At 60.3% G+C, this 24,026-nt stretch carries 20 protein-coding genes; 9 read left to right on the top strand and 11 right to left on the bottom strand.

Translation table 11 applies throughout. From position 1 onward, the window contains the following. The first annotated feature begins 48 nt into the window (after positions 1-48). Positions 49-2,679, top strand: coding sequence for an excinuclease ABC subunit A (locus tag ACOI8A_RS01135; protein ID WP_420651245.1), 2,631 nt, complete (start codon positions 49-51; stop codon positions 2,677-2,679). Positions 2,680-2,771: 92 nt separating this feature from the next. Here ACOI8A_RS01135 and ACOI8A_RS01130 read toward each other — a convergent pair whose 3' ends face one another. From ACOI8A_RS01130 to ACOI8A_RS01105, 6 genes are read right to left on the bottom strand one after another with little or no spacing between them, the layout of a single operon-like run. Beyond that, positions 2,772-4,694 (bottom strand): response regulator, encoded by a 1,923-nt coding sequence (locus ACOI8A_RS01130; protein ID WP_420649187.1) that lies wholly within the window; start codon positions 4,692-4,694, stop codon positions 2,772-2,774. Continuing rightward, entirely contained in the window at positions 4,684-5,559 is an 876-nt protein-coding gene (locus tag ACOI8A_RS01125) for a sensor histidine kinase (protein WP_420649186.1), read from the bottom strand. Before ACOI8A_RS01125 ends, ACOI8A_RS01130 begins: the two co-directional genes overlap by 11 nt. Further along, positions 5,552-6,562 (bottom strand): ATP-binding protein, encoded by a 1,011-nt coding sequence (locus ACOI8A_RS01120; RefSeq protein WP_420649216.1) that lies wholly within the window; start codon positions 6,560-6,562, stop codon positions 5,552-5,554. The genes ACOI8A_RS01125 and ACOI8A_RS01120 overlap by 8 nt, the downstream gene beginning before the upstream one ends. Further along, entirely contained in the window at positions 6,559-6,969 is a 411-nt protein-coding gene (locus ACOI8A_RS01115) for an anti-sigma regulatory factor (RefSeq protein ID WP_420649185.1), read from the bottom strand. The genes ACOI8A_RS01120 and ACOI8A_RS01115 overlap by 4 nt, the downstream gene beginning before the upstream one ends. Then, the gene (locus tag ACOI8A_RS01110) at positions 6,966-7,328 is read right to left on the bottom strand and encodes an STAS domain-containing protein (RefSeq protein WP_420649184.1); all 363 of its coding nucleotides are present in this window, start codon (positions 7,326-7,328) and stop codon (positions 6,966-6,968) included. The genes ACOI8A_RS01115 and ACOI8A_RS01110 overlap by 4 nt, the downstream gene beginning before the upstream one ends. Positions 7,329-7,331: 3 nt before the next feature. Beyond that, positions 7,332-8,183: an STAS domain-containing protein gene (locus ACOI8A_RS01105; RefSeq protein WP_420651244.1), complete on the bottom strand. Its 852-nt coding sequence runs from the start codon at positions 8,181-8,183 to the stop codon at positions 7,332-7,334. Between the two features lie 253 nt (positions 8,184-8,436). Between ACOI8A_RS01105 and ACOI8A_RS01100 the strand changes: the two genes are divergently transcribed. Next, positions 8,437-8,622, top strand: a complete 186-nt coding sequence (locus tag ACOI8A_RS01100; protein WP_420649182.1) for a hypothetical protein — start codon at positions 8,437-8,439, stop codon at positions 8,620-8,622. A gap of 257 nt (positions 8,623-8,879) precedes the next feature. Here ACOI8A_RS01100 and ACOI8A_RS01095 read toward each other — a convergent pair whose 3' ends face one another. Then, the gene (locus tag ACOI8A_RS01095) at positions 8,880-9,401 is read right to left on the bottom strand and encodes a DUF4142 domain-containing protein (RefSeq protein WP_420649181.1); all 522 of its coding nucleotides are present in this window, start codon (positions 9,399-9,401) and stop codon (positions 8,880-8,882) included. A gap of 206 nt (positions 9,402-9,607) precedes the next feature. On the opposite strand from ACOI8A_RS01095, the gene ACOI8A_RS01090 reads away from it, so the two are divergent. Further along, the gene (locus ACOI8A_RS01090) at positions 9,608-9,841 is read left to right on the top strand and encodes a hypothetical protein (protein WP_420649180.1); all 234 of its coding nucleotides are present in this window, start codon (positions 9,608-9,610) and stop codon (positions 9,839-9,841) included. Between the two features lie 86 nt (positions 9,842-9,927). On the opposite strand, the gene ACOI8A_RS01085 is transcribed toward ACOI8A_RS01090, so the two are convergent. The 4 genes from ACOI8A_RS01085 to ACOI8A_RS01070 all read right to left on the bottom strand — a co-directional run bounded on the left by ACOI8A_RS01085 (position 9,928) and on the right by ACOI8A_RS01070 (position 15,094). Beyond that, on the bottom strand, positions 9,928-11,004 hold the full coding sequence (locus ACOI8A_RS01085) for an SMP-30/gluconolactonase/LRE family protein (protein WP_420649179.1): 1,077 nt from the start codon (positions 11,002-11,004) through the stop codon (positions 9,928-9,930). Beyond that, positions 11,001-12,146, bottom strand: a complete 1,146-nt coding sequence (locus ACOI8A_RS01080; protein ID WP_420649178.1) for a sterol desaturase/SRPBCC family protein — start codon at positions 12,144-12,146, stop codon at positions 11,001-11,003. Before ACOI8A_RS01080 ends, ACOI8A_RS01085 begins: the two co-directional genes overlap by 4 nt. A gap of 111 nt (positions 12,147-12,257) precedes the next feature. Next, positions 12,258-13,121: a LysR family transcriptional regulator gene (locus tag ACOI8A_RS01075; RefSeq protein ID WP_420651243.1), complete on the bottom strand. Its 864-nt coding sequence runs from the start codon at positions 13,119-13,121 to the stop codon at positions 12,258-12,260. A gap of 254 nt (positions 13,122-13,375) precedes the next feature. Then, entirely contained in the window at positions 13,376-15,094 is a 1,719-nt protein-coding gene (locus tag ACOI8A_RS01070; protein WP_420649176.1) for an enoyl-CoA hydratase-related protein, read from the bottom strand. A 295-nt stretch (positions 15,095-15,389) separates the two neighbouring features. On the opposite strand from ACOI8A_RS01070, the gene ACOI8A_RS01065 reads away from it, so the two are divergent. From ACOI8A_RS01065 to ACOI8A_RS01040, 6 genes are all read left to right on the top strand, one after another. Further along, positions 15,390-15,899, top strand: a complete 510-nt coding sequence (locus ACOI8A_RS01065; RefSeq protein ID WP_420649175.1) for a sigma-70 family RNA polymerase sigma factor — start codon at positions 15,390-15,392, stop codon at positions 15,897-15,899. Further along, positions 15,896-16,843: a FecR domain-containing protein gene (locus ACOI8A_RS01060; RefSeq protein WP_420649174.1), complete on the top strand. Its 948-nt coding sequence runs from the start codon at positions 15,896-15,898 to the stop codon at positions 16,841-16,843. Before ACOI8A_RS01065 ends, ACOI8A_RS01060 begins: the two co-directional genes overlap by 4 nt. 91 nt (positions 16,844-16,934) lie before the next feature. Then, positions 16,935-19,856, top strand: a complete 2,922-nt coding sequence (locus tag ACOI8A_RS01055; RefSeq protein WP_420651242.1) for a TonB-dependent receptor domain-containing protein — start codon at positions 16,935-16,937, stop codon at positions 19,854-19,856. 38 nt (positions 19,857-19,894) lie between these two features. Continuing rightward, positions 19,895-20,602, top strand: coding sequence for an antitoxin Xre/MbcA/ParS toxin-binding domain-containing protein (locus tag ACOI8A_RS01050; protein ID WP_420649172.1), 708 nt, complete (start codon positions 19,895-19,897; stop codon positions 20,600-20,602). Next, entirely contained in the window at positions 20,599-21,102 is a 504-nt protein-coding gene (locus ACOI8A_RS01045; protein ID WP_420649171.1) for an RES family NAD+ phosphorylase, read from the top strand. The genes ACOI8A_RS01050 and ACOI8A_RS01045 overlap by 4 nt, the downstream gene beginning before the upstream one ends. A gap of 117 nt (positions 21,103-21,219) precedes the next feature. Beyond that, positions 21,220-23,874, top strand: coding sequence for a TonB-dependent receptor (locus ACOI8A_RS01040; protein WP_420649170.1), 2,655 nt, complete (start codon positions 21,220-21,222; stop codon positions 23,872-23,874). The last annotated feature ends 152 nt before the right edge of the window (positions 23,875-24,026 follow it).

The following is a 24,026-nucleotide window of genomic DNA, read 5'->3' as shown; positions in this document are numbered from 1 at the left end:
GTGCACACTCTGGAAAGTGCTTTCAATCTCGCAAACAAGGCAGGGCCGATGACTTCCAAGCGCAGCTCCAATTCCGCCGCCGGCATGGTTCGGGTGCGCGGTGCCCGTGAACATAATCTGAAGAACGTCGATGTCGACATTCCCCGCGATGCACTGGTGGTGTTCACCGGCGTGTCGGGGTCCGGCAAGTCATCGCTGGCGTTTTCGACGGTGTATGCAGAGGCGCAGCGGCGCTATTTCGAATCGGTGGCGCCGTACGCGCGGCGACTGATTGATCAGGTCGGTGTGCCGGATGTCGACTCCATCGATGGTCTGCCGCCAGCGGTAGCGTTGCAACAGCAACGCGGTACGCCGAGCACACGCTCGTCGGTGGGCAGCGTCACCACGCTGTCGAGCCTGATCCGCATGCTCTACTCGCGCGCCGGCAGTTATCCGCCGGGTCAGCCGATGCTCTACGCCGAGGATTTTTCGCCGAATACCCCACAAGGCGCGTGCCCGGATTGCCACGGGTTGGGCCGGGTCTATGAAGTCACCGAAGCACTGATGGTGCCCGATCCCGAACTGACCATCCGCCAACGCGCCGTCGCGTCGTGGCCTCTGGCGTGGCAGGGCCAGAACCTGCGCGACATCCTTGTAACCATGGGCATCGACGTCGATATCCCGTGGCGCAAACTGCCGAAAAAGCAGCGCGACTGGATCCTGTTCACCGAAGAAACCCCGACTGTGCCGGTGTACGCAGGACTGACCCCGGAAGAAACCCGCGTCGCCCTCAAGCGCAAAATGGAACCGAGTTACCAAGGCACCTTCACCGGCGCCCGGCGCTACATCCTGCATACGTTTACCCATTCGCAAAGCGCGCTGATGAAGAAGCGCGTCTCGCAGTTCATGCTCGGTAGTCCGTGCCCGCTGTGTGACGGCAAGCGCCTGAAACGCGAGGCGCTGTCGGTGACCTTCGCCGGCTACGACATCGGCGAGTTGTCGCAGATGCCGTTGCTGCAAGTGGCGCAGGTGTTGCAGCCGGTGGCCGATGAACATTACCTCGATCACGCCGAAGAAACCGGTGAAACCCTCAGCCATCAGCAAACCCGCGCGGCCCGTCAGCAACGCGTGGCCCATGGCGCCAGCGCGCACGCGAATGCGCCGGACGCGCGCCATACGCCAAACCTCTCACTGGAAAAACGCATCGCAGCGCAGCGTATCGCGCAAGATCTGCTGGAGCGCGTGAGCACTCTGACTGACTTGGGGCTGGGGTATCTGGCGCTGGAACGCAGCACGCCGACTTTATCGTCCGGCGAGTTGCAACGGCTGCGTCTGGCCACGCAATTGGGTTCGCAGTTGTTTGGCGTGATCTATGTGCTGGATGAACCTTCCGCCGGCCTGCATCCGGCCGATGGCGAGGCATTGTTCGAGGCGTTGCAGCGGCTCAAGGCGGACGGCAACAGCGTGTTCGTGGTCGAGCACGATGTGGAAACCATGCGCCGCGCCGACTGGTTGATCGATGTTGGCCCGGCGGCCGGCGAACACGGCGGGCAGATTCTGTACAGCGGCCCGCCCGCCGGGTTGGCCGAGATCGAGTCATCGCAGACTCGCGCCTACCTGTTCGCAGAAGCACGGCGCCAGCCACGCACCGCGCGCAAGGCTTCGGGCTGGCTGAAACTCGAGGGCGTGACGCGCAATAACCTCAACAACCTCAGTGCCGAATTCCCGCTGGGCTGTTTCACCTCGGTGACTGGCGTGTCGGGTTCGGGCAAGTCGAGTCTGGTCAGCCAGGCGCTGCTGGAATTGGTGGGTGCGCACCTTGGCCGGGGCGCCAATGAGCCAGAGCCGGAAGAACTCAATCTGGAAGACGACACCCCGCAGGCCAGTACCGGACTGGTCGCGGCGGGACTGGAGTCGATCAAACGGCTGGTGCAGGTCGATCAGAAACCGATTGGCCGCACACCGCGTTCCAATCTGGCGACCTACACCGGCCTGTTCGATAACGTGCGCAAACTGTTCGCCGCCACGCCTGAAGCGCGTGAGGCGGGATATGACGCCGGGCAGTTTTCCTTCAACGTCGCCAAGGGTCGTTGCCCGACCTGTGAGGGCGAAGGTTTTGTCAGTGTCGAGTTGCTGTTCATGCCGAGCGTGTACGCGCCGTGTTCGACCTGTCACGGGGCGCGCTACAACCCCGAAACGCTTGCGATCCAGTGGCAGGGCTTGAGCATTGCCCAAGTGCTACAACTGACCGTGGATCAAGCGGTGGAAGTGTTCGCCGAGCAACCGGGAATTCGCCGTTCACTGGAAGTGCTGCGCGATATCGGCCTCGGCTATTTGCGTCTGGGACAACCGGCCACCGAGCTGTCCGGCGGCGAGGCGCAACGGATCAAACTGGCCACTGAGCTGCAACGCAATCAGCGTGGCGCAACTTTGTATGTGTTGGATGAGCCGACCACCGGATTGCATCCGCGCGATGTTGATCGGCTGCTGGAGCAACTCGATACGCTGGTCACGGCGGGACACACGGTGGTGGTGGTCGAGCATGAAATGCGCGTGGTTGCGCAGAGTGACTGGGTCATCGATATCGGCCCGGGGGCGGGGGATCAGGGCGGCAGAATTGTGGTGGCGGGGACTCCGCAGAAGGTTGCGGCGAGCAAGAACAGCCGCACCGCGCCGTTTCTTGCTCGTGCCTTGAGATGAAGATCAAAAGATCGCAGCGTGCCGCAGCTCCTACAGGGATCGTGTGTAAAGCAAATCCTGTAGGAGCTGCCGAAGGCTGCGATCTTTTGATCTCAGGCGCCGTCGAGTGTGCGGCGCACCTTGTCCAGCAGTTCGCTGATCTGAAACGGCTTGACCAGCATGTCCATCCCGCTGCCAAGAAACACCTGACGATTGATCGCCGTCTCGGCATACCCGGTCATGAACAGGATCGGCAACGCCTCGCGCCAGCCACGCGCCACGTCCGCCAGTTCACGGCCACTCATGCGCGGCAGTCCAACATCGGTCAGCAACAGGTTGATCGACGGGTCGTTCTGCAAGCGCTCCAGCGCCGTTTCTATATCGCCAGCCTGAGTGCAACGATAACCGGCATCCTCCAGCACTTCCGTCACGAACAGCCGCACCGCCGGCATGTCCTCGACAATCAGAACATGTTCACCCGAACCTTGCGGATCGACAGATGCTGGCGTGACGTCTGCAGCGGTCGGGTCTGAGGTGGCCGGCAACATGATCGTCACTTCAGTTCCGCGCCGGGCCACGCTGCGGATATGCGCATCGCCGCCGGACTGACGGGCGAAGCCGTAGATCGTCGACAAGCCCAGGCCAGTGCCCTGGCCCAGCGGTTTGGTGGTGAAAAACGGGTCGAATACCTTGTCGATCACGTTGTGTTCGATGCCGGTGCCGTCATCGCGCACTGACACCGCCACATAAGCGCCATCTGCCAGATTCGGGTCGCCGTGGGAGTAGGCGGCGTAGGTGCTGAGCCAGATATTGCCGCCCTGGGGCAATGCATCGCGGGCGTTGATCACCAGATTCAGCACCGCACTTTCCAGTTGCACCGGGTCGACGAGGGCAATCGCCGATTTACTGGTCAGCTCCAGTTTCAGCGCGATGCGTTCGCCAATCGTGCGTTCCAGCAACTCTTCCAGCGACCGGACGTGCTGGTTGATGTCCACCGGGCGGGTGTCGAGCGGTTGTTGCCGGGCGAACGCCAGCAAACGGTGAGTCAGAGAAGCGGCGCTGGTCGCTGAACTCAGGGCAGCCTTGGCATAAAACCCGATCTTCTCGGTGCGCCCGTCGGCTGCACGCTTCTGGATCAGCTCCAGACTGGTGATGATCCCGGTCAGCATGTTGTTGAAGTCGTGGGCGATGCCGCCGGTGAGCTTGCCCAGTGCGTCCATTTTCTGCACTTGCAGCAACTGCGATTCGGCACGCGCCAGTTGTGAAGTGGTGTCATCCAGTTGCGCCAGGTGCGAACGTTCGCGATGGCGGTGCTCGGTGACATCCTCGACGAATACCAGGCTCAGCTCCGGGGTCCGGTAAGGTGAAATCTGCCACTCGGTTTCGCGGATCTCGCCCTGCACGCGCATGTTCAGCGTGCCTTTCCAGCGCTCGCCTTCAACCAGCCGCAAGCGTAATTCGTCGAGGATTGCACCTTGATCCTCGGCAAAGCATTCGCTGAGGGTTTGCGAATCACGGTTGTCCTGAATCAGTTGCGCGAAAGCATGATTGCACTCGTGCACCTTGAGGCTGGCATCAAGCACCGCAATCGGCGCGGAGATGTTGGCGAAAATCTCGCGAAACCGTGCCTCACTCTCGCGCAGGGCATTTTCGGTGTCACGCACCCGCAGCAGCGTGCGCAGGGTTGCCAACAGCACTTCAGGGTCGATCGGGTGAATCAGGTAGGCATCGGCGCCTGCGTCCAGCCCGGTGATGATGTCGCCGGTCTGGATCGACGCCGCCGAGACATGAATCACCGGGAGCAGGGCGGTGGCGGGATCGGCGCGCAACTTGCGCACGATGTCGAAACCGCTCATGTCCGGCAGATTGACGTCGAGGATCAGCGCGTCGATCTGTTCACTTTCAATCTGAGCCAGGCCTTCGCCACCGGTGCCGGCTTCCAGCACGACATAGCTGTGCCCTTCCAGGCGCCGGCGCAAGGCGTAGCGGGTGGCGACGTTGTCGTCGACGATCAACAGACGAATGTCACGTTTCATCGTCGGACTCCTTGGCGATGGCCAATGGAATGATCACAAAGAAAGTCGAACCGACGCCGGGCTGGCTGTTCAGCCCGACTTCGCCACCGAGCAGCTCGGCAAAGCGTTTGCACAGCGACAGACCGAGGCCTGTGCCGCGCAGGCGTTTTTGCAACGGTGAGTCGACCTGGGAAAAGTCCTCGAACAACGCGCCATGCAATTCGGGCGCGATGCCGATGCCGGTATCACTGACGGCAAAGCGGATCTTGCCCTCGCATTCCAGACGCGCCGAAACCCGCACTTCGCCGCGCGTGGTGAATTTCAGCGAGTTGGAAATGAAGTTACGCAGGATCTGCGCGAGCTTCTTGTCATCGGTATAGAGGCGCGGCAGGCCGACCGGTTCTTCGAAAATCAGATCTACAGCGGTCGCGTCGACAATCGGGCGAAACATCCCGCGCAAGGCGGCGAACAGGTCGAACATGTCGAACCAGGCCGGAGAAATACTGATGCGACCCGCCTCGATTTTCGCCAGATCGAGCAAGTCATCGACCATGTCGCTCAGCTCCCGGGCGGCAGTGCTGACGAACGCCACCTGCTTGTGCTGCTCGGGGCTGAGCGGCCCGTCTATTTCATCTGCGAGCAGGCTGTTGATGCTCAGGATGGAGCCCAGCGGCGTGCGGAATTCGTGGCTCATGTACGACAGGAAACGGCTTTTCAGATCCGAGGCTTCACGCAGTTCATCAGCCTGTGCATCGAGTTCGGCATACAAGGCCAGAACACCCTGATTGGTTTCATCGAGTTCCTCGCGCAATGACGCCGTCTCGGCCTGCAACTGCGCGATCAGTGCCGTTTGCTCGGCATTGCTCAAGGTTGGCGATTCAGCCATGGGCGGCCTCCAGAGCAACCACCAGTACCGTCACATCGTCGCGCCCGCGACAGAAGTCGCGATGCAAAACGCTGGCTACCACGGCGGGGTGGCGATGCACCAGGCCAGGGTAGTCTTGAAGATTCCAGCGGGACTGCAACCCGTCGCTGTACATGATCAATAAGTGTCCGTTCACGTGAGCATAATCAAAAGGCCGCGCTTTGCGGTATTGCCCGCCGACGATCCCCGGGTGCGAGGCTAACCCTCGGGACTTGTCAGCGGCGATCAGGCTTGCACCAATGTTGCCGACGCCGGCGAAAATCAGCTGATCACGCGCGCCATCGAACTGGGCAAATGCCACCGCGCCGCCGCGACTGCCGATCATCTCGCGGTGCATGTCTTCCATCAGCACCGTCGGTTCGGCAAACGGCGTCAGGGCAAAGGCACGCTCGCCGGCACGCGCGGCGCGTTCAGCGTCCTCGCCATGACCGAGACCGTCGACCACCAGAGCGCTGATGCTCCCGTTGTTATACGCCAAATGCCAGACATCACCGCATGCCGGATCGTCATGCAGCGAATGCTGACTGACACCATACGGCATATCCGGTTGGCGATCGCTGCGCGGATACAGACGCGCCAGCAGTACCGCGCCACGCTGGTCGGCGTAGACGTCAAACACTTCAGCCTGACGCGACACGGCGCCAAGGCCGATTCCTTGCGTGCCGCCCGTGGAAAAACCATCGGCAAGGCACGCGTCGAGATCGAACCCCTGGGCGCGATCGACGGCGAGCATTTCGATGCCGAATCCATCCAGGCGCTTTAAAGCCCGCAAGTGAATTTCGCCATGGCCGGCGTGTTTGATCAGATTGCTCGCCAGTTCCGTTGCTACCAGCGCCACGCGGCCGGCATCGCGTTCGTCGAAGCCATGCAACTCTGCAAGCTGCTGCGCGGTGCGCCGGGCGTAGCCAATCTGGCTGCTGTCTTCTATGCGCAAGACTTGCGTCAGGCTGCCGCTGATATTCATGTCCATCGGGTAATCGTTATCCGTGTGCCTTTGCCGGGCTCGGTCTCCAGTTCGAATTCATCGACCAGCCGCTTGGCGCCGGTCAACCCGAGGCCCATGCCGCTGCCGGAGGTCCAGCCGTCGGTCATTGCCAGTTTGATGTCGGCGATGCCCGGACCTTCGTCGCGGAAGGTCAGACGCAGGCCGACCTTGTGATCGTCCTCGCGATCATGAATCTCCCAATCCATATCGCCGCCGCCACCGTAGACCATGGTGTTACGCGCCAGCTCGCTGACGGCGGTGACCATTTTGGTCAGGTCGATCAAACGCATGCCGCACTCGGTCGCCAGTTTGCGTGCGGTCTGGCGGGCCAGTACTACGTCTTGCTCAATGCTGATTGGCTGAGTACCGCTGCTGCGCAGGGTCATTGCTGGTTCACTCGTTCCCGCAGCAGCTTCATCCCACGCTCGACGTTCAACGCCGTGCTCACGCCTGGTAACGTCAAGCCGAGTTCGACCAGCGTGATCGCCACCGCCGGCTGCATGCCGACCAGCATGGTCTGGGCATCCATGATGCGCGACAGGCCAGAAATAGTGCTGATCATCCGCCCGATGAATGAATCGACCATGTCCAGCGCCGAAATGTCGATCAACACTCCGCGCGCCGAAGTTCGGCTGATGCGCTCTGACAGATCGTCCTGCAACGTGAGGGCGAGTTGGTCATGCATGTCGACCTGAATGGTCACCAGCAGAAACTCACCCATCTGAAGAATCGGAATACGTTCCATGGTTTAAACCGATTTGGTGACGCTGATACCCAGACGGGTCAGGGCCAGTTTCAATGCGTCAGCCAGGTTGGCTTTGGTTACTACGCCTTGCAGGTCGAGACCCAGGTGCACGATGGTCTGCGCGATCTGTGGACGCACGCCGCTGATGATGCAATCGGCACCCATCAGACGAATCGCGGTCACGGTTTTCAGCAGGTGTTGCGCGACCAGAGTATCGACGGTCGGCACGCCGGTAATGTCGATGATGGCGATTTCCGAACCGGTGTCGACGATGCGTTGCAGCAGCGACTCCATCACCACTTGGGTGCGTTGCGAATCGAGTGTGCCGATCATTGGCAGCGCGAGCACGCCGTCCCACAGTTTGACCACCGGGGTCGACAGTTCGAGCAATTCTTCCTGCTGACGCTTGATCACCGCTTCACGGGATTTCTGGAAGGTGCGGATGGTGTGCAGGCCGAATGCGTCGAGCAGCTCGGACATCTCCCACAATTGTTCGCCGAGCAGGGCTGGTTGATCTTTGTAGTGATCTTGCAGCAGCGCAAACAGCGGGCCTTTCAACGAAAAAATGAAGCTCGCGGTCTGGTTGGCATCCTGGCCGAGAAGGGCGCGGCTGTGGGACAGTTTTTCGAGGAACTGACGCGTCACTTCCCAGCCTTGGGAATGGATGTTGGTGCCGTTGTCGTTTTCCAGTCCGCTGATCACCAGCTGCAGGAATTCGCTGGTTTGCAGCTGGATGTCATGTTCTTTCAGATTGCGCGTGGCGCCGCTGTCGCCAAGGCCTTTGGTCCATTCGCTGAGGAGTTGGGTCTGTTTGTTTTTCAACGCATCGAGTGTGCTGTTCTGCAGTGCTGCCATGTGCCTGTTGCTCCGTAGCGAATGGGGGGCCGGTTCAGTAAAAAATCACCGGCGCGAAGTGAATGACATTTGCCGCTCGAAATAGTTGTTCGTTCTCGCGAGGATATTTTTGATCTGCCGCAAGCAACGCCCGGTAACTTTAGTCGGCGTGGCTGCCGGTGATGATCTTTTGAACGTTTCAGCGGTATCAGGCTTCGAATCTTAACGGTGCGGCAGCTTTCAGTCGCGCCTGTTTTTTCGAATTGAGGTGGCCATGAACGAACAAACGCCGCAACAGCCGATTGACACTGAAGAGCCGCAAATCGCGGATCCGGCAGTGGACCAGAAAAACAAGCATACGGACAATGACAATGAGTTCAGTCCGGGATTCGAGCCGAAGCCTGATCGGGCCAAGCCTGGGGAGGAGACGGATGCGGATATTGATACGGATGGGGGTTAAGTCGGGTTGATCGGGCAGGGCCGCTCGTTTGGGGGCGGCTTTTTTGTGGGTGAAGGGTTCGGAATTTTTTGGCGTTCCTGAAATCCTGCCCCTCACCCCAGCCCTCTCCCAGTGGGAGAGGGGGAAAGGGAGCCGATTCGTGTGTTTGTCACAGCCTGAGCTCGCCTCGCAATTGCAGGTCGATGAATTTCGCCTGAACAACACAGTCAGTCCCCTCTACCTTTGGGAGAGGGTTAGGGTGAGGGCAAAAGGTCTCATTACTTGCTTGGATGTTTTGCCTGCAACTCTTTCGCATGCGCCAGATGCTTCTCCAGCGCCGGCAGCATTTTCTGAGCGAACGCTTTCAGCTCAGGAGCACCTTTGACCTTGTCATCCGTCACGGTATTGGCTTGTTCCTTGAACAGCTTGATGGTTTCTTCGTGCGCCATGACCTGGTTGTTGGCATAGGCCGCATCGAAGGACTCGTCGCGCATATCCAGGATCTTTTCCTTGGCCTGCTTTACCAGAGTCGTTTCGTCCGGCACTTCAATGTCGTGCGCCTTGGCAATAGCTGCCAGTTCAGCGTTGGCCTTTTTGTGGTCGGTGATCATCTGATTGGCGAACGCTTTGATGTCCGCCGAGGCACTCTTTTCCAGTGCCAGTTTGCTGGTTTCGATCTCAGCGATACCACCAGCGGCAGCGTTGTCGACAAAGTCGTTGTCGGTGGCGGCGAAGGCACTGCCCATGCCGCAGCTCATGGCTACTGCAAGGGCGAGATGACGCAGGTTGAATCCGTCCATTAGTATTTCTCCACACAGGTTTTTGTGAGCGTTATTCAATGGAGGGATCGCCACGGACAAAGGTTTTATCGCATTTACGACAGGGCGACGAACGGCCACCGTCGGTCTGACAGGAGGTCGACAGAACCGGTCAACCGAGGCCATTCTCATAGGTGGCTGGCGCAATCGAGCGCGTTGGCCACCCGATCAACTGACGGAGGTGTCACATGCCGGTTCCCCATGACCTGTTTCAGGACTTGAGTTGCACGAAGGAAGAGATCCAGCAAAAACGCACCCAGGATCCACGACTGGATTCATTGCTCAACAAGTATTCCGAGGCCGACAAGAACGTCGTCGACGCCGAGAACGCCAAATCCGATGATGACGCGCTGAAAAAGCTCAAAGAGAAACGCCTGACGGTGAAGAACGAGATCGTCGAGCGATTGCAGGCTCAGGCCTGACCGACGCTTGATTCGCCGACCATCGGTGGCGCCATCGCTAGCCTGCTAGCGATGGCGACAGTCAATTCAACACAAATCCCCTGGGTTCACTTCAGGGCTCCGGCCAATGGCACCCGCGCCATATGCGTAGCCTTCAAAGACCCCAGATACAACCAGTCGCCATACTCACGAACAGTGGTGATCGGCGAATAATTGCCCTCGCCAGCATCCTGCAGATTGGCAATCACCTTGCCCTGCAAATCCAGCCCCAACACAAACCCGCGCTTTTCCACCGGTTTCGGCAACACGGTCATCGCCCGCACCATCACCTTGCGTACGAATGGATGCCCGGCCGTGCGATCCAGCAACGCGTTGCGCGGCGTATACAGTGCCACCCAAAACCGGTCTCGACCATTGAATGCAAGGTTGTCCGGCAGCCCCGGCAGGTTGTCGATGAACAGGTCATGCGTCCCGGCTTTCGGCCCGGTCAGCCAATAGCGGCTGATGCGGTAGGCGCCAGTTTCGTTGACCAGTACATAAGCGTCCTCGGGGCCGAGGGTCACGCCGTTGGCGAACTCCAGCTTGTCCAGCAAGACCTTGGTTTTACCGGTCTGAAAGTCATAGCGCAGCAGTCGCCCGTCGCCGCCATGCTCGATGATCGCCTCGCCGTCATGGCCGTAACCCCAGCGGCTCGATGCATCGCTGAAGTAGGCGTAATGCCCGGGCTTGTCGATGACCACGTCGTCGGTGAAACCAAACGGCACGCCATCGGCTTCTTTGGTCAAAGCGATGACCTGGCCTTGGGCGTCGAGCGACAGCAACCCCTTGACCCCGTCGGCGATTACCAGCAAACCGTTGGGATGCCGGGCCATGCCCAGCGGCCGCCCGCCAGTGTCGGCCAGCACTTTGCGTTGTGTGCCGTCGAGGCTGGTTTGCAGCACTCGGCCGTCATGCAATCCGGTGATCAGCAGGTCGCCTTCGAGCAGCAATGCTTCCGGGCCTTCGATATCGCTGGGGCCAATCCTGGCCGCAGCCTTGAGCCGTTGATTGTCGGCGTAAATGCCTTCAGTCAGCGACGGCGCCGGTTGCGGCGTCCAGGCCACCGGCTCGACTTTGCTCGGCATCAGCAGCAGAAACCCCAGAATCACTACGAGCAGCAGCACCCATCCATGGCGTAGTTTCATGCGCTGGCTCTCGCAGATGCCAGGTGCTGCGCAGCCATATCGCGCAAGGCCAGCATCGACGCGCTGGATTCGCGATCAATGCGTTTTTTCAGCAACAGTCGATTGGCAATGCGCATGGCCAGTCCGTCGAATTGATAATCCAGCGTGCGCACGAAACGCGTGCCGCCGGCCTCGGCCGAACATTCGTAAGTCAGCTGCAGCGACAAGCCATGATCGCCTCTGGCCCGCGCGCACCAGCGGCGGCCAGGCAGGTATTCGCTGACTTCCCAGCGCAAATGCCCATCGCGGCCACCGGCACGGATGTCTTCTGCAAAACGTGCGCCGGCATGCAGCGGGCCGGCGGGGCCGTCGATCTTCAATGACGACGGATGCCACTGCGGCCAGCAACTGACGCTGGCGGCGTAGGCGAGCACGGCGATCGGCTCGCCGGCAATGTCGATCTGGTGCTGCATGCGCGTCATGGGGGTTCTCGACAGGTTCAGGGGGGCGGGCTCCGGTTCCCAATACAGGGTGCCGAACAGGTAATCCATCAGCGGGAAAACGATATTGAAGTTGCGCTCCTGCATGCACTCGCGCCGGTGATGCAGCTCGTGCAAACGACGCATCTCGCGAATCCACGGCAGGCGCGTCAGCGGGTTCTGCGGCGGCAGATGCTCACAGGCGTGAAACACCTCGTAAGTCAGATAGCCAAGCACCATACAGCCGCCGAACAGCCCGGCTACGTTGGCATTGACCTGCGCGAGCAGCCACCACAGCGGCAGGGTGATGACCAGTGTGTGCAGCACAATCAGCCACGCCGGGAACAGAATCACCCGCCAGTCGCGCGCACTGTCGTAGGTCATGTGGCCGGGGGTGAAGAAGCTGTGATGGTCGCCGGCGTGGCGCGCATAGAACAGTTTGGCGAAGGACTTCTTGTGATGGCCGAGATGACGATGCACCACATACACGCCGAAGTTGAAGAACAGCAGGGTCAGCGGCACGGTCAGCCATTCCAGCGCCCGCACTTGCTGCACGCTGCTCCAGAACCCGCCAATCGCCAGCGCCCCGAACAGCAGCACGAACACGCCGTGCAACCACGGGTTGTAGCGCGGATGGATCGCCGCTCGGTAGCGGCTGCGAAATGCCTCGGTGGTCTGCCTCACTGCGCTCACCTGCAGAGATTGTTGTTATCCCGGCAGAGTAGCCGATCCGCTCATTTGTGCAGGACCAACCTTGAGGCCAGCAGTGCCATGCTCCGGTTTGTGGCGACCGGATCAGCTCAGCGGATTCCAGCGCTGCGACCAGTCGTCATCGGTCTTGATCACCTCGCGCAGCAGATCGAACGCCTGTTGCAGGATCGCCGAATCACGGTCGCGGGAGTAGACGAGGTAGGTCGGGTAGCCGAATTCCGGGGCTTTGGTGACGGTTTCCAATGCGCCGCTTTCCAGATAAGTGCGCACGACACGGGTGCGAAAATAGCCGCTGCCGCCGTTCTCCAGAATGTATTGCAGGGCCAGCGGGCCGAGGTTGAAGCTCAAGGCTGCCTTGGCTTTTTCCGGCATTGCGGCGTCGTGCTGACGACGGAAGTCCGGGCCCCAGTCGATGTACACGTAAGGATCGGGACGATTCGGGGTTCGAACCAGAATCAGTTTCTCTTCCAGCACTTGCTCGACCTGCAGGCCCGGCCAGTATTCCGGCTGATACACCAATGCCGCATCGAGTACGCCGAGTTCGAGCTGACGCAGCAGGTTTTCGCCGTCGCGCACTTCCATGCGCAGGGCGTGGCTGGGGATTTTCTCGCGCAGTTCGGCGGCCCAACTGAGCATCAACGGGTTGCACAGACTGACTTCGCCGCCGATGTGCAGCACGTTGTCGTAGCCCTCGGGCAGGGGCAGATCACGGCGTGCGGCTTCCCAGGTCTGTACCAACTGATTGGCGTAGACCACGAACGCTTCGCCGTTGGGCGTCAGGCGTGCGCCGGCACGATTGCGCACGAACAGCGTGCTGCCTAACTGGCTTTCGAGTTTCTGCACCCGCGCGGTGATCGCGGTCTGGGTGACGAAGAGCTTTTCGGCGGCGGCGGCAAGGCTGCCGTGGCGGACGATTTCGAGGAAGGTGCGGGCGAGGTCGATGTCCATGGGGCGGGCCGGTGTCTGGGGGTTGGGCATTGTAGGGCAAAAGCACCCTCACCCTAGCCCTCTCCCAGGGGGAGAGGGGACCGATCCGGGGATATTGAAGATTTACACCGACTTGAGCGCTCTGCTCTGAATCCATAATCGATTGGTTTTCTCAAGTCGATGTATGGCGCAAGACACCACGGTCGGTTCCCTCTCCCTTGGGCGGTCCGACGTTTCGGGAGGGCTAGGGTGAGGGGCAAGGCAGACGCCGCCGATTAACTGGCCAACTCAGCCACATCCACCCGCGCCCAATCCTCCACCAACCGCGCCGGCGTCCCGCACACCTTGCGCTTGTAAACAAAGTGCCGGCACTTCTCGGCAAATTGATTGCGGTTGTACAGCATGTCCTCCTGCATCTCTTGCAGCTCGGCTTCCAGGCATTGCTCGATCAACGCCTGATCGACCCGCGCCTTGCGCTCGCGCACCGGCGCATACGTCGGGTCAGTCAACACCCCATTCGCCCGTTGCAGCAGCCACAAGGCAAACTCATCCGGGCAACGCGGGCCGATTTCCTGAACCATGCCCAGCAGTTGCGCCTGACTGGCGCTCACCGGCAGACACGCCTGGGTCAACTGTTCGGCCATCGCCGGGCCAACCGCGCGTGGCAGGCTGTAGGTCCAGTATTCCGAACCGTACAAGCCCATGCTCTTGTAGTGCGGGTTGAGCACGATATCGGCCCGGGCCAGCACGATGTCCGCGGCCAGCGCGAGCATCACGCCGCCAGCGCCGGCATTGCCGGTCACACCACTGACCACCAGTTGCCGCGCACTCAGCAGCTCTGCACACACGTCGTCAATCGCCTGAATATTCGCCCAGGCTTCAGCACCCGGATCCTGCGCCGCTTGAATCACATTCAAATGTACGCCGTTGGAAAAGCTGCCACGCCCGCCCTTGATCAGCAGCACCTGGGTGTCGCGGGACTTGGCCCAGCGCAGCGCGTCAACCATGCGCCGGCACTGCTCGGTGCTCATGGCACCGTTGTAAAACTCGAATGTCAGCTCACCGACCTTGCCGGATTCGCGATAACGGATCGGTTGGTACGCCTCGTCGCTGAACGGCTGACTGGCGATCGACCAGTCCAACACCGGCACGCCACACAAATGCCCGGCCAACACATGCCGCGCCGGTTGCTTGAAGGTTTCTTCGCCGGGTTGCGGTTTGCGCCGCAGTGAGCCGATCCACAGGCTGTGATCCCCGGTCGCCACCAGCACTGCATCGTCATGCACTGCGAGAATTTCGCCGGGCATGCCGGTGCGCTGGTCGAGGTGCGCGTCATACAGGTAATACTGGCCACCTGCGAGACTCGCCAGCACGCCCGGCTGACCATCCGCCGCATCGATGCAACGTTTGATGAAGCGCGAGCAGTCGTGCCAGCTGAAGCTGCGGTCATCCTGCTTCATGTTTGCCTGCAAACGTCCGCGCACTTTGGGATCGGTGTAATCGAGCGCCACCGGTACGAAGCCGTCGATAAACTTTTCCACGACCTCACGAATGCACAGCATCGCCGCGTCACTGACCCGACCGTTGTACAGCTCGGATTTACGCAGTCCCGACGGCAGATTGAATTCGCAGGTCGCCCAAACTGGGCCAGCGTCCATTTCTTCCACGGCTTGCAGGGCAGTGACGCCCCAGCTTGGCAGTTCGCGGGTGATCGCCCAGTCCAGTGCGCTCGCGCCACGATCACCGACGATGCCCGGGTGGATGATCACCACCGGCCGCTGGGTATTGCTCCACAACGCATGCGGCACGCGGTCCTTGAGGAACGTGCAGATCACCAGATCGGCGCCGCTGTGTTCAATCTGTTCGCACACCGAGGCTTCGTCGGTGAACAGCACCACGCTCGGCGAATGCCCGGCCTGGCGCAGTTCCAGCCAGGCGCGTTGGGTCAGGCCGTTGAACGCCGAGGCCAGCAGAATAATGTTGAGTGGTCGCATGTTTGCTCTTCCTTGAGTGGGTCCGCCGCAGGCTCCGATGAGCCGTCCGTGGCATTCGATGGAAGCGCAAGGTTAGAGAGTGGCGCCGGGCGCGCCAGTGATCGAAGTCAACGTTGTGTCAGTCCATGTTTCCCCGGCGACGAGGTGCCTTATTCTCAAAGGTTTGCTTATCCTGATTTTTTATTACTTAAAATGTGCGCATGGCTATTGCACAGTCGCCCCCTGACTTTGCCGGACGATCCCGGCAGTACCATGGATTTTCGCAGCGGGTGGAGCCCGTTTCAGGGAGCAGGGCATGGGTGGCAGTCATAACCCGCATTACCAGGTCATCGGGCAGATGTTCCAAAAGGACTATCGATGGTTGTGCACTGCGGTCAGCCGTACCCTCGGTTGCCCGCACAGTGCGCAGGACATTGCTTCGGAAACCTTTCTCAGGGTCTTGGCGTTGCCCGATCCGCTGGCCATTCGCGAGCCACGGGCGTTGCTGACCACCATTGCGCGGCGTCTTGTCTACGAAGGCTGGCGTCGGCAGGATCTGGAGCGCGCCTATCTGCAAAGCCTGGCACTGGCGCCGGAACCGGTGCATCCGTCACCGGAGGAACGCGCACTGGTCATCGAAGCGTTGCTGGCGGTGGATCGCTTGCTCAACGGCTTGTCGGCCAAGGCCAAAGCGGCGTTTCTCTATCATCAACTCGATGGCCTGACCTACAGCGAAATCGGCGAACGGCTCGGCGTGTCCACCAGCCGCGTGCAGCAATACATGGTCGAAGCGTTCAAGCGCTGCTATCAGGCGATGCAGGCATGAGGCCCGATGAAACGCTGATCGATGAGGCGGCGCAGTGGATGGCGCTGCTGCAATCGGGCGATGTCAGCGTGCAGGAACGTGCGGCGTTCGACGCCTGGCGTGCGGCCGATCCTCGCCATCAGCAGATCATTGAACAGATGGGTGGCGGGTTGAACCTGCTGCGTCAATCGAACCTGCGCGGTGTATCCCGCGACAGTCTGCTGCACAGCCTCAACGCACCTTCGAGTCGCCGCCGGTTTATCAGTGGCAGTTTGAGCGTGCTCGGGATTGCCGTGCTCGCAGGGCTGCTGAATCGGCGTTATGGCTGGCTGCCGGAGGCAGGTGAACTCGCGACCGGGACCGGCGAGCGCCGTGAATTTGCGCTGGAGGACGGCAGCACCTTGACCCTGAATGCGCGCAGCCGCGTGGTGCCGCGCTTCGACAACATCGAGCGCTTGCTGGAGTTGCGCAGCGGCGAACTGCTGGTCGATGTGGCGAAGAATCTGACCCGGCCATTTGTGGTTGAAACCGGGCACGGGCGGATGCGTGCGCTCGGCACCCGATTTCTGGTGCAGCGCGGGGAGGATTCCACGCGTTTGGTGATGCTGCATTCGCAAGTCGAAGTGGTCACCGCCAGCGGCGCGCGGCAAGTGGTGGAAGCGGGCGAAAGCCTGGTGTTCGACGGGCAGAACATCCTCGCGCTGGGGCGCAGCAAAGGTCAGGACAGTGCCTGGGTGCAAGGGCGACTGGAAGTGCGTGACCGCCCGTTGAGCGAAGTCATCGACAGCCTGCGCAGCTACCGGCGCGGCATCATCCATGTGAGCCCGGATGTCGCCGGACTGCGGCTCAGCGGGCTGTATCCGCTGGACGACAGTGACCGCACTTTGCAGTTGCTGGAGCGCTCGCTGCCGATCCGCGTGACCTTCCACAATCCGTATTGGGTCAGCATCGAAACACGGTTATAGATTCATAACTACTCGGACTATTGCTCGCTCTATAAAAAGCGCCGGCCCGCTGCTCATTCCCTGCAGACGCCTTCAACAGGGAAGCCCCTCGATGTTCTCATTCAAACAACCATTACCTGGACTGACACTCGCTGCCGCACTGGTCATGGGCGTAGTTTCTATGCCTATGCTCGCGCAGGAAACCATTGCTCAGGTGTACAGCTTCGACATCGCCGGCGGCGCACTCGATGAGGTGCTGCTGGAGATCTCGCGTCAGTCCGGTGTGCCGATTTCCTTCAGCCAGAATCTGGTGCAAGGCAAACGCAGCAGCGCGGTGCGCGGGGCGTTGGGCAGTCGCCAGGCGGTGGGAAAAGCCTTGCTCGGCAGCGGCCTGCAAGTCGAGCAAAGCACTCAGGGGTTGAGTGTTCGGCAAGGCGAGGCACCGAGCGCGGTTCCGGTCAAAGCTACGGTTGTGGCGCCGGCCAGCAGCGCTGATTACCGCATGGAAAAAGTCACCGTCACGGGTTCGCGCATCGCCCGCGCGCAAAGCGACGGTGCGACCCCGGTCACCGTCATTACCCAAGAAGAAATGCAGGCGCGCGGCTACAAGAATGTCTACGACGCGCTCGCCACGCAGACGCAAAACACCGGCATGACCCAAGGCGAAGACTACGGCAACACTTGGCAACCGGCAGCCAGTGCCCTCAACTTGCGCGGCCTCGGCCCCAATCACACACTGGTGCTGATCAACGGCCGGCGCGTCGCGGATTACCCGACGCCATACGACGGCAAGGTCAACTTCACCAACCTGGCGAACATCCCATCGGCGATTATCGAGCGCATCGAAGTGCTCAGCAGCGGCGCCTCGGCCATCTACGGTTCGGATGCGATTGCCGGGGTGGTCAACATCATCCTCAAAGACAAAATCAATGGCGTCGACGTCAACCTCAAGGGCGGCACCAGCGAGCGTGGCGGAGGTGACAACCAGCGCTTGCAGATCAGTGGCGGCGGCAGTTGGGGCGATTTCGACGGATTGTTCGGACTGGAGCTGACCAACCGCGACCCGATCTGGGCCGATGATCGTGGCTTTATGCAAAGCGGCCCGTTGGCGGATGTCGGCTATCGACGCGATCTGAGCAACAGCCGCTACCTCGGCCCCGGCTGCGGCGCCTATCAGGGCACCTTCGACAATAAACTGGTGAACAGCTCCGGCCGCTGCCGCACCGATCAGATGTACAACGATTACTGGACGGTGCAGACGCAAAAGGAAAACTACGACGGCTACAGCCGAGGCACCTGGCATTTCAGCGACAGCGGCCAAGTGTTCGCCGACCTGATGTACGGCCTCGATCACATTCAAAACAACACCCGTGGCCCGACCTTTACTTCGCCGGATTTCATCAATCAGAACAGCGGTAATCTCGAGCGCTGGTACCGGCGGTTCGGCGAAGAAGAAATCGGCGGTCGCACCAGCAATAACAGCAAGTGGCGTGATACGTCGTGGACTGGCACTTTGGGGCTTTCGGACAAGATTGCCGACACTGGCTGGAACTACGAACTGGCAGCCAATCGCTCGGAATACAAGAGCGTGCGTACCACGCGCTACTCGCCGCTGGCGTCGATTGAGGATTTCTACCTGGGGCCGCAACTCGGCACGCGTGATGGCTACCCGGTGTTCAGTCCGGACGCCTCGCGGCTTGACCGACCGTTGACGCCGCAGGAATGGCAGCAGTTTCGTGGCAATCAGACTCAGACCAGCAAATCGGTCTCGACCAGCTATAACGCCTCGGTCAACGGCGAATTGTTTGATCTGCCGGCCGGCCCGGTCGGATTCGCCGGCGTGCTGGAAGCGGGCAAACAGGAATACCGCATAGACCCGGATGACGGCCTCAATGACGGCACCTTCTATGGCTTGAGTCCGGCGCGAAGTTCTGGCGGCTCGCGCAAGCGTTATGCAGCGGGCGGCGAGTTCAGCATCCCGGTGGCTGACACGGTGTTGGCGACCGCAGCGGGGCGTTGGGATCAGTACAAATTCAGCGGCCGTACCGAACAGCAGAAAACCTACAACCTTGGCCTTGAATGGCGACCGATCACCAGCCTGTTGTTGCGCGGCAGTTACGGCACCAGTTTCCGCGCGCCGGATTTGAACTACATCTATCAGTCCGACAGCAACGGCTACTACCCGGCGCAAATCGACTACTACGGTTGCAGTCAGGGGGTGGAGGGCGCCTGTGATCGGAGTCGCGTCGACTACACGCAAAGCGGCACGGCGAATCTGGAGTCCGAACGCGGCAAATCGTGGACCTATGGCTTCGTCTGGTCGCCGTCACGCAATTTTGATTTCTCCACGGATTTCTGGCGGGTCGAGATTGGCGACCTACTGACCACCGTCGATGAAAATCGCCTGTTGCAGCAAGAGACCGAGTGCCGCAATGGCACGCAGGACATTACTTCGGCCAACTGCCAATCGACCCTTGCACGCGTCGACCGTAATGCCAGCAACGCAGCCATCGACCCGAATCAGTTGCAGCGCGTGCGGGTCAATGCGATCAATGCCGCCAGCGAGCGGGTCAGCGGTCTCGATTTCAAGAGCAATATCCGCTGGGGCGCCGGCCAGTACGGCGCGTTCAGCTCGACGCTGGGCTACACCCTGGTGCTCTCGCATTTCTACAAGGAATCCGAAGAAGCGCCGACTCAGGACTGGCGTACCTCGCGTACCAACTACGACTGGCGCAGCAAGGTCAACGCCAGCCTGACCTGGGATTACCAGAAGGCCACGGCGACCTTGATGGGCATTCGTTATGGCTCGGTCACCAACGGCGCGGGCGATGGGCGTCTGTCGCCGTGGACGGTGTTCAACGCCAGCGCGCGCTACAAGCTCAACGACCGCGCAAGCGTCGGGTTGACCGTGAACAACGTGCTCAATCAGATCAAGCAGGATGACTCGGCGGGCTGGCCGTATTACCCGACCGGCAACTATGACCCCTACGGCCGGCAGTGGTGGCTGGATGTGAGTTATCACTTCGGCAGTTGAGCGAAGGAAACCGTTAAGAGGCGTCCTACGGAAAACAGATGGTTTTGCGTAAAAGCGCCGATATTTCCGACGACTTTTTCAGGTTGGCTGTCGGAAATGCTGTCTATAGCATCGTCTGTGACATGAAGTCGCCGAGCGGCTTGATCGCTCGCAAATCAGACAATGGATGGATTATGCGAATCCCACATCTCGAGAATGAACCTCCTTTTTATCCCCCTCGTGATTCCTGGCGCGTCAATCGCGCCAGATGCCCAACGGAGGGTATCGCGATGCCGCAAACAAGAGCGCCCCGGCTGTCGGGGCTGAAAAAGGTCGAAGGCAAACCTGTGGAGGTGTTGCTGCACGGCCGGGAATGGGATCGAGACACCATGTACATCATCCGCTACACGCGGGAAGGTTTCGATCTGCGCGACGTGGTCAACATGATTTCAACGTCTGAGCTTTATCGGGAGAGCGAGCTTGTGCAGCTCATCACCGAGAAGTCCGTCAGAACCGTGCGGCGTTTGCTTAACAGCGCCGAGCCGACGCGCCTTAGCCGCCAACAGAGCATGATCGCTTTCCAATATGCGCACGCGCTGGAGTCCGCTACCGAGGTGTTCCACGATCAGGCGCGCGCCGAGGAGTGGATGAACAAAGACACCAAATGGTTGAACGGTTACAGGCCAGTGGAATTGATTGAGAGCTCGTTAGGTTATCAATCGGTAGATGCTTATCTACACCGAATGAAATATGGGGTTTATCAATGAACCCGCTGCCTTGGGACGATCGCTGGTATGCGTGGAGGTTGGACCCTGAGGTTTATCGGTGTACATGGGACAGCGGTATCGGTTCAGAAATGCAGGGCGGCCGATGGAACCGGCCTGGCCGGCGCGTCGTTTATGCCTCGATTGATCCATCCACGGCCATTCTGGAGGTAGCAGCGCATGGGAGTTTTAACGCGCTGGATAAATCTCCCTATGTGCTGACGTGCTTTGAGGTGACCAGTGAAGCACTTGTCAAAATAGTGCAACCTGAGGAGCTTCCCAACCCGTACTGGATGAGTCCGGCGCAAGCTTCGCCCAACCAACAAGATTTTGCCGACGCTTTGCTCGCCGAACACCCGTTTGTGCTGATTCCATCGGCAGCCACTCGGCACTCATGGAATTTACTGGTGAGCTGCGACTTGGCGCAGGGCCAGTTCAAAATGGTCTCTCAGGAGCGATTCGGGCTGGATACGCGGCTGCTGAGGGACATGGAATTGGTCTGAGTGTTACCGAACGCCTTTTTGCATAACCTCATCACCCAACGGTCTAACTGACGCCCTATAAAACCCGATCCGTCATCACACATCCCTGCATAAACCAAAACGCAGGGATGGCTGTTCATGATTCGATTTTCACCCGTCAAATCCCCTTTGAGCCTGGCCTTGCTGCTGGCGATCAACACCTTGTCGGCGATGGCCGCCGAGAGCACTGCAACCGAGCCGACCACCCAGTTGCAACGGGTTGAAGTCACCGGCACAGCAATCCGCCGGGTTGATGCCGAGACAGCGGTGCCGGTTACCATTCTGCGGGTAGAAGAGTTGCGCCAGCAGGGTGTGAGTACCACTGAAGAACTGGTCAGTCGTATCTCTGCCAACCAGTCTTCGGTCGGCTCTGGCCGTTCGGTGGGCTCGAGCAGTGGCGGGGCGTCGTACGCGGATTTGCGCGGCATCGGTCCGAACAAAACCCTGGTGCTGCTTAACGGTCGGCGCTTGAGCAACAACGCCACTAACGCGATCAACGGCTCGGGCGTCGATCTGAACACCATTCCGTTCGCCGCCATCGACCGGGTCGAAGTGCTGCGTGACGGCGCTTCGGCGTTGTACGGCACTGACGCGATTGGCGGGGTGATCAACTTCATCACCAAGACCAGCCTCACCGAAGGTCAGATCAGCACCAACTACGACACGCCAACTCATTCCGGTGGCGGAGAAAGCCGCAATTTCAGCGGTAGCTGGGGCTTTGGTGATTTGCAGGAGGATCGCTTCAACGTGTTTGGCGTGGTCAGTTACGACAAGCAGAATCGGCTCGCCGCCGATGATCGCGGCTACACCTACAACTACCAACCGAGTCGCGGCCTAGATTACACCTCCGGTACTGCTTCGCCGGCCAACTGGAGCCAGGGCAGCAACGCCACCAACCCGCTCGCCGGTTCTGGTTGCAACGCCCCGGGATTACAGTCGCGCAACGGCATCTGCCGTCAGAGCCTGTGGAATTATCTCGATCTGGTGCCGGAAACCGAGAAGACTTCAGCCTTCGCCAAAGCCACCGGTAAGCTTTCGGACGATCACAACGTCAGCCTCGAATACTTCTGGGCACGCAACGAAAATCGCACGCAGATCGGTCCCGGCACCTTGATGGGCAATCAGGTCAACCCCGGCACCGCGTTCTATCCCGGCAACGGCATTACCCCAGGCCCCAGCGGTTTTGCTCTCGACCCGACGCAACCGGTGGATGTCAATTGGCGTGAGACTACCGTCGGTGCTCGTCAGCATGAAGACGACAACACCGGCCAGCGCCTGCTGCTGAGTTTCGACGGCAGCCTGGTTGGCTGGGATTACAACGTCGGTGCTTCGTATAACCAGAACAAAGTCACCAACGCGATCAGCAGCGGTTACGTCAACGACCGCGCGATCAGCCAGGGCATCGCCAACGGTGTGATCAACCCGTTCGGCCCGCAGACCCCGGCCGGTTCCGCTTTGCTCGCCGCGAATGCGGTGGATGGCGACTACGCCACAGCAGTGGGTCGAGTCAAAGCCATCGACGGCCGCGTCAGCCGCGAGATTGGCGACTGGTTCGGCGCCGGCCCTTCGGCATTGGCGCTGGGCGGCGAATACCGCAAGGAAGACTTCCATCAGGACTTTGCTGCGTTTGCCGGTGATGTGCAGAGTTTGGGCGTTGACCCGAATGGCAGTGTGGCGGGGGATCGCAGCGTCTCGGCTGAGTACGCCGAGGTCAACGTGCCGGTGCTCGACAGCCTCGAACTGTCCGCCGCCGTGCGTCACGATAAATACAGCGACTTTGGCAGTACGACCAACCCGAAATACTCGTTCCGCTTCCAGCCATTCAAGGAACTGGTGGTGCGTGGCGCTTACAGCGAAGGCTTCCGCGCACCGTCGTTGTATGAACTGTACAACCCGACTTTCACCTCGTTCACCAATGCCAACTACAATGATCCGCGCCTGTGTGCCGGTGGCAATCCGAGCAACGGCGGGATCGCCAACCGCGACTGCGCGCAGCAGTTCAACCGCAGCAGCGGCGGCAATACTGATCTGAGCCCGGAAACCGCGCGCAACGTCACCCTCGGTTTCGTCTATCAGCCGTTCAATCGCCTGACGGCGGGCCTGGATTTCTGGTGGATCGACATTGCCAACCAGATCGCCGAATTCCCAGAATCGGCCGTTTTCGAGAATCCGGAACTGTACCCGGAGCGCCTGATCCGCAAGCCTGATGGCTCGATCGATCACGTGGTCACGGGCCTCGCCAACCTCGGCAAGATCAAGACCAATGGCGTCGATGTCAGCTTCGACTATCGCCTGCCAAGCACTTCATTCGGCGATTTCGGCATCGGTCTGCAAGGCACTTACGTGACTCGCTATGACTATCAGCAACAGCAAAAGGGCGACTACATCGACAAGCTTGGTGACTTCCGTGGCGGCGACTTTTCCTCGGCCGGCTCCGTTGCTCGCTGGCGCCACAGCCTGACCGGTAGCTGGACCTACGGCGCGTACGGCGCCAGTCTGACCAATCGCTACACCAGCGGTTATCACGACTCGGATCGCGACACCCACGATTACGTCGGCTCCTACAACGTCTGGGATCTGGCCGGCACCTACACCTGGCGCAAAACCCTGGGCGTGACCCTCGGCGTGAAGAACCTGTTCGACCGCGAGCCACCGTTCAGCAACCAGACCTACACCTTCCAGAGCGGCTACGACCCGAAGTACGCCGACCCGTTTGGGCGGACGCTGTACACGCGGGTCAATTACAAGTTCTGAGATTGATTGGTCGGGGCGGGTTCCAGTAACTCATCGGTCTAAGCCTGCCCTATAAAAATTGCCTACATGTTGCACATCACAGGTAGGCAGAAGGTTTGGTGTTTGTGCTTGCCAGCGATGAGGCCGGTTGTAGCACCCCCGTGACAAGGATC

This window comes from Pseudomonas sp. P4795, from assembly GCF_048822895.1.
GTDB lineage: Bacteria > Pseudomonadota > Gammaproteobacteria > Pseudomonadales > Pseudomonadaceae > Aquipseudomonas.
The sequence above is the reverse complement of the archived record's forward strand: the minus strand, read 5'-3'. Positions and strand labels throughout refer to the sequence as shown.

Coding starts and splice junctions, on each gene's coding strand:
- ACOI8A_RS01135 (WP_420651245.1), top strand. CDS start 49: ATGACTTCCAAGCGCAGCTCCAATTCCGCCGCCGGCATGGTTCGGGTG.
- ACOI8A_RS01130 (WP_420649187.1), bottom strand. CDS start 4,694: ATGAAACGTGACATTCGTCTGTTGATCGTCGACGACAACGTCGCCACC.
- ACOI8A_RS01125 (WP_420649186.1), bottom strand. CDS start 5,559: ATGGCTGAATCGCCAACCTTGAGCAATGCCGAGCAAACGGCACTGATC.
- ACOI8A_RS01120 (WP_420649216.1), bottom strand. CDS start 6,562: ATGAATATCAGCGGCAGCCTGACGCAAGTCTTGCGCATAGAAGACAGC.
- ACOI8A_RS01115 (WP_420649185.1), bottom strand. CDS start 6,969: ATGACCCTGCGCAGCAGCGGTACTCAGCCAATCAGCATTGAGCAAGAC.
- ACOI8A_RS01110 (WP_420649184.1), bottom strand. CDS start 7,328: ATGGAACGTATTCCGATTCTTCAGATGGGTGAGTTTCTGCTGGTGACC.
- ACOI8A_RS01105 (WP_420651244.1), bottom strand. CDS start 8,183: ATGGCAGCACTGCAGAACAGCACACTCGATGCGTTGAAAAACAAACAG.
- ACOI8A_RS01100 (WP_420649182.1), top strand. CDS start 8,437: ATGAACGAACAAACGCCGCAACAGCCGATTGACACTGAAGAGCCGCAA.
- ACOI8A_RS01095 (WP_420649181.1), bottom strand. CDS start 9,401: ATGGACGGATTCAACCTGCGTCATCTCGCCCTTGCAGTAGCCATGAGC.
- ACOI8A_RS01090 (WP_420649180.1), top strand. CDS start 9,608: ATGCCGGTTCCCCATGACCTGTTTCAGGACTTGAGTTGCACGAAGGAA.
- ACOI8A_RS01085 (WP_420649179.1), bottom strand. CDS start 11,004: ATGAAACTACGCCATGGATGGGTGCTGCTGCTCGTAGTGATTCTGGGG.
- ACOI8A_RS01075 (WP_420651243.1), bottom strand. CDS start 13,121: ATGGACATCGACCTCGCCCGCACCTTCCTCGAAATCGTCCGCCACGGC.
- ACOI8A_RS01070 (WP_420649176.1), bottom strand. CDS start 15,094: ATGCGACCACTCAACATTATTCTGCTGGCCTCGGCGTTCAACGGCCTG.
- ACOI8A_RS01065 (WP_420649175.1), top strand. CDS start 15,390: ATGGGTGGCAGTCATAACCCGCATTACCAGGTCATCGGGCAGATGTTC.
- ACOI8A_RS01060 (WP_420649174.1), top strand. CDS start 15,896: ATGAGGCCCGATGAAACGCTGATCGATGAGGCGGCGCAGTGGATGGCG.
- ACOI8A_RS01055 (WP_420651242.1), top strand. CDS start 16,935: ATGTTCTCATTCAAACAACCATTACCTGGACTGACACTCGCTGCCGCA.
- ACOI8A_RS01050 (WP_420649172.1), top strand. CDS start 19,895: ATGGTTTTGCGTAAAAGCGCCGATATTTCCGACGACTTTTTCAGGTTG.
- ACOI8A_RS01045 (WP_420649171.1), top strand. CDS start 20,599: ATGAACCCGCTGCCTTGGGACGATCGCTGGTATGCGTGGAGGTTGGAC.
- ACOI8A_RS01040 (WP_420649170.1), top strand. CDS start 21,220: ATGATTCGATTTTCACCCGTCAAATCCCCTTTGAGCCTGGCCTTGCTG.